The sequence below is a fragment of the Francisella noatunensis subsp. noatunensis genome (assembly GCF_009823375.1).
GTDB lineage: Bacteria > Pseudomonadota > Gammaproteobacteria > Francisellales > Francisellaceae > Francisella > Francisella noatunensis.
This window is the reverse complement of record NZ_WBSX01000137.1, coordinates 1-4,338: the sequence shown is the minus strand read 5'-3', so window position 1 is coordinate 4,338 and position 4,338 is coordinate 1. Positions and strand designations below refer to the sequence as shown.

Sequence of the window (4,338 nt, the reverse complement as noted above, 5' to 3'; positions counted from 1 at the left end):
CCTCATGTTTTAATCTACCACAAATAAGTTCCGGAGATATCTTCTTTTTTAACAAAGCTATTATTAGCTTTTTAACTTTACAGGATAGCTTATGATTATTTGAAGTTCTGCGGCTTTGATATAGCTTCTGTGCTATCTCAGCATTATAGTCACTATTTATACTAGTGCGATTAAGTTCCTTTTTTATAGCTCTTTCACTATAGCCAATTTTATTGGCTATTTGAGATGTTTGGTATCCTAATTTAAGTAATTCTTCTATACAATATCTATTTGAAAGAGTTAAGTGCTTTGGCATTTTTTAGTTCCTTATCGTTTATTTTAGTTTCGTCAAAACCTAATAAACTATATTTGGAACTCTCTTTCAACTATTTAAAACTTTCAGAATACAATCTAGCAAATAAAGAAAAATATTAGAACTCTACTAGACAAGTATTAAGATCAAATTTCTGACCTTCCAAAAGCATATGCATACGAATATCGATCAAACTAATAGGAGCATTATTACGAGCATTATGTAACGATGAATGCTTAAGGTGAGAGAAGTCTATAATGGTTACCATACCTGAGCCAACAACCTCTATCACATTCTCAGAATTTAGTAATGCTGATGTATCCTCATCAATACCAACACCGACCATATAAGGGTTGTACGATAACGCTGCTAAAAGTCTACCAAGTCTATCTCTTTGAGAGAAATGCTGATCTACTAGTAGTTTGTTAGTTAAACCCAGCCCAGGAGCAAGGTTAACCATATTACATCTAGGCATAAGACCTGCTTGACCACCTGCAATCATAAAGCCAGAGATAAAAGCAGCTCCTGCTGATGTACCTGCAACATTAATACCTTTTGCATTCAATCTGCGAATAAGTTGCGCTATCGGAGTGCCTCCAAGAGTAGTAGAAAGTAAAAGCTGATTACCTCCTGTCATAAAAATACCTGTACTTTGTGCGAGTAGATCCTGATAATCTTTGTTAGTAGTCGCATCTAAACGAGTTTCTATCTTTAGATTATAGACATCTTTAACTCCCATTTTAGAGAAAATATCAACATAGATATCACCTGTATCTGAAAGTTTTGAAGCTGTTGGAATAACAGCTATTTTTGCTTCGCTTCCACCTGAAAGTTCAACAAATTTTTCTAATACCGTAGGGCTTGCAAACTTATCTTCGCCACCACCAATTGGCATAATATAACCACGGTGATCTTTTTTCACTGGTTTAGAAGGCATCTTAGAAATCCCCTTTATAAAAAATTAATTATATATAGTAAATAATATTAGCAATAATATTTTGTTGAAATAATACTAATTAATTAGAAACATTTCTATAAAAAGGGTTTATTTTTAGCATATAAATTGATATGCAGTTAATATTATTTACCCTTATAGCAATTGATGATATGCTATGGCATAAATATTATTACTTAAATTGACTATCTTAAGATGAAAAATATCAAAGCACTTACAATTGGTGGGGCGACTCTTGACACTATCATAGAATATGAAGAAATGTTTACTATGAATATGCAAAAGAAAGATACCACTCAATCTTTTATGCTACTTGAAGAAGGTGCAAAAATTGAAGTAACTGAACAAAAATCTTTTTCAGGTGGTGGTGCAACTAATGCTGCTGTTTCTTTCAAAAAACAGGACATTGACGTTAGTTTTTTTGGCAAAATTGGTAAAGATATAGCTGGTGAACAGATAAGCAATGAGCTTAAAGACCTTGGAATTGATATCTCTAATATTCGCTACTCTGATAAATATGGCACAGCTACATCTTACGTAGTACCGACACTAAGTGGGGATAGAACAATTTTTGCATACAGAGGTGCAAACAAAGATATCCTGCAAGATGATTTGCCTTCTAAAGCAATTATAGAGAGTGACTTTATTTATATTACATCTTTGAGCAAATCTTCTGCTGCTAGATTACCTGAAATAGTTAAATTAGCAGCTGATAACAACACAAAAGTGGCTATCAATCCAGGTTCTAGCCAACTTAGCGTTGGAGAAAGTTTTATCAAAGATTCAATGTTTGGCATAGATATTCTTGTGTTAAATTTTCAAGAAGCTCAAAAGCTAATGTTGTCGCTATTATCCTCTGATGATAAAGATATTGTAGAATCTAAAGATAGACTTGAAACCCCTCTTGATGAAGGTAAAAGTGATTTCCTAAACGCCACTTTCAGATTGAAGGATTTCTTTAGAATCTGTTTAGATTTGGGTGTAAGAATAATTGTAGTAACAGATGGTGCTAATGGTGTATATGCTGCATCTAAAGATAAAATATATCATAGTGAATCTTTGAGAATTAATAACGTTGTCAACACTCTTGGTGCAGGTGACTCATTTAGCTCAACATTCTGTGCAAATATTTACAAAGGTAAACCTATAGAAGAAGCTATCAAGTACGCTCTAATTAATTCTAGCCATGTGATACAGCACTCTGATGCAAAATCTGGTCTACAAACATCTGAAAGCCTTGAAAGAATAAAGTCAAAAATGAATTGTGGGTTGGATAAAAAAATTACAGTTACACCTTGGTAACTTAATTTTGAAGCTATTCTTCGCCTCCTTCCATTTCACTACGTCATTCCCATGAAAATGGGAATCTCATAAATCATAACCACCAGCCTAAAGATACCCACCTGCGCGGGTGTGACAGCACAATTATAAGCTGAAAACAATAATAACAAAATTATTTATTATTACCTCCTAGCTAAATAATCACTCTCAAAAAATGACTCAACATCGGCAACATAATAATCAATCTCTTGATTATCATAAAAATTATCCTCCGATTTATGATCATCTGCATGGACTAATACTGTTTGCATACCTAAATGCTTGGCTGGTACTAAATTGTGTGATGAATCTTCAAAGAAAATTGCATTGGTAAAATCAATATCAAACCTCTCTCTACCTATCTCAAAATATTTAGTCTTTGGCTTAGAGATTAATCCTGTATCTTCAATAGTCAAAATTCCGTCAAAACTATCATCTAAACCTAACTGTTTTAAAACCCTATAGGTATGAAAACTAGAAGCATTAGTAAAAATATAAGTACGATTATTTTTTCTCAAATCATTAATACATTTATTTAGCTTCTCATTTGGCTTGAAATGACTAATCTCAATATTATCAATATAATCAAGAAATTCTTTAGGTTCGATATTATGATAACGCATCATGCCAAGCATAGTAGATCCAAACTCATAATATAGTTCATCACGAATTATATTAGCTTTGTCGGTATCTGAGATATTTAGTTTTAGTTTGATATAATCACTCATTCTCGCCATTTGGCTATCAAATAGACCATTTCTGTAAGAGTAAAGAGTATTATCCAAGTCAAATATGTAGGTTTTCATTATTGCTTTTTTTTAGACTAAAATTACTGATATTATAACATCTCAGAAACTAATATATCATACATCTCTGCTGCTGCTTTATCCCAAGAAAAATATTTAGATCTCCTTAATGAGTTCATATACATTTGACTTTGTAAATCATCATTATCTAAAACTTTTTGGATTTCTTCTGCAATACTATAATAATCTTGAGGATCTATAAGAATACCAGCATCCCCTAGCACTTCCGGCATAGATGATGTTTTTGAACATATAACAGGAACTCCATAACTCATAGCTTCTAGAATCGGTAAACCAAAACCTTCATACAATGAAGGATAAACGAATAAACTAGCAGTTTTATAGAGACTTGCTAGCTCTTCATTAGTTATATAATTATAAACTTTAATATTAGTATTTAATTGCTAGATTGTATTCTCAATGTTTATAGAGATACCAAAATGTACTTCATTAGGTGTCAAGTAATTTAAACATTTCTTAGGTCTATTATTCAAGTCTATCTGTAACTTTCTAATGTATTGATGAGATATATTGTTAAAGTTAGTACCTTTAGGTATAAATTGTCTGATATACCTATTCATGTTTTCATTAGTACCTCTTTGCCAAGGACTGTATGGATCAGCAAAGAATACTTTGATGCCAGTCTTGCTAGTTAGCTTCTTATGTTTAGCAAACTCTTTACCATTATCAAATGTAGCTGTTAATATTTTATGACCATTAGATACTTTGTACAATATTCTATTGATTGAATTAGCTGTTCTATCTATAGACTTGGCTAAAATAGTAAATCTGCTAGCTCTATCGACCATTGTTACAATAGCACTTTTATGGTCTTTACCAACAATAGTGTCACCTTCAAAGTGATAAAGATTTTTTCTATTAGCACTGCTAGGTCTTTCAGAAATACTCGCTCTATCCTTTATCTTAACTTGTTTAGAGTCACCTTCTTTTTTGTATTTATATTG

Annotated in this window: 6 protein-coding genes; 1 reads left to right on the top strand and 5 read right to left on the bottom strand. The window is 32.0% G+C overall.

From position 1 onward, the window contains the following. Together F8C69_RS09320 and F8C69_RS09315 are read right to left on the bottom strand one after the other, a co-directional pair. On the bottom strand, window positions 1-295 hold a 295-nt coding region (locus tag F8C69_RS09320), incomplete at its 3' end, for a helix-turn-helix domain-containing protein (RefSeq protein WP_159184785.1). 115 nt (window positions 296-410) lie between these two features. Further along, window positions 411-1,229 (bottom strand): cyanophycinase, encoded by an 819-nt coding sequence (locus F8C69_RS09315; protein WP_159184975.1) that lies wholly within the window; start codon window positions 1,227-1,229, stop codon window positions 411-413. A gap of 213 nt (window positions 1,230-1,442) precedes the next feature. Here F8C69_RS09315 and F8C69_RS09310 point away from each other — a divergent pair, with 213 nt between their 5' ends. Continuing rightward, on the top strand, window positions 1,443-2,549 hold the full coding sequence (locus tag F8C69_RS09310) for a carbohydrate kinase family protein (RefSeq protein WP_159184974.1): 1,107 nt from the start codon (window positions 1,443-1,445) through the stop codon (window positions 2,547-2,549). Between the two features lie 161 nt (window positions 2,550-2,710). Here F8C69_RS09310 and F8C69_RS09305 read toward each other — a convergent pair whose 3' ends face one another. The 3 genes from F8C69_RS09305 to F8C69_RS09295 all read right to left on the bottom strand — a co-directional run. After that, window positions 2,711-3,373 (bottom strand): pyrimidine 5'-nucleotidase, encoded by a 663-nt coding sequence (locus F8C69_RS09305; protein ID WP_159184973.1) that lies wholly within the window; start codon window positions 3,371-3,373, stop codon window positions 2,711-2,713. Window positions 3,374-3,405: 32 nt separating this feature from the next. Further along, entirely contained in the window at window positions 3,406-3,762 is a 357-nt protein-coding gene (locus F8C69_RS09300) for a glycosyltransferase (protein ID WP_159184976.1), read from the bottom strand. 15 nt (window positions 3,763-3,777) lie between these two features. Next, on the bottom strand, window positions 3,778-4,338 hold a 561-nt coding region (locus tag F8C69_RS09295; RefSeq protein WP_159183759.1), incomplete at its 5' end, for an IS30 family transposase.

Excerpts from the sequence above, each read along its gene's own strand:
- F8C69_RS09315 (WP_159184975.1), bottom strand. The coding sequence starts at position 1,229 with ATGCCTTCTAAACCAGTGAAAAAAGATCACCGTGGTTATATTATGCCA.
- F8C69_RS09310 (WP_159184974.1), top strand. The coding sequence starts at position 1,443 with ATGAAAAATATCAAAGCACTTACAATTGGTGGGGCGACTCTTGACACT.
- F8C69_RS09305 (WP_159184973.1), bottom strand. The coding sequence starts at position 3,373 with ATGAAAACCTACATATTTGACTTGGATAATACTCTTTACTCTTACAGA.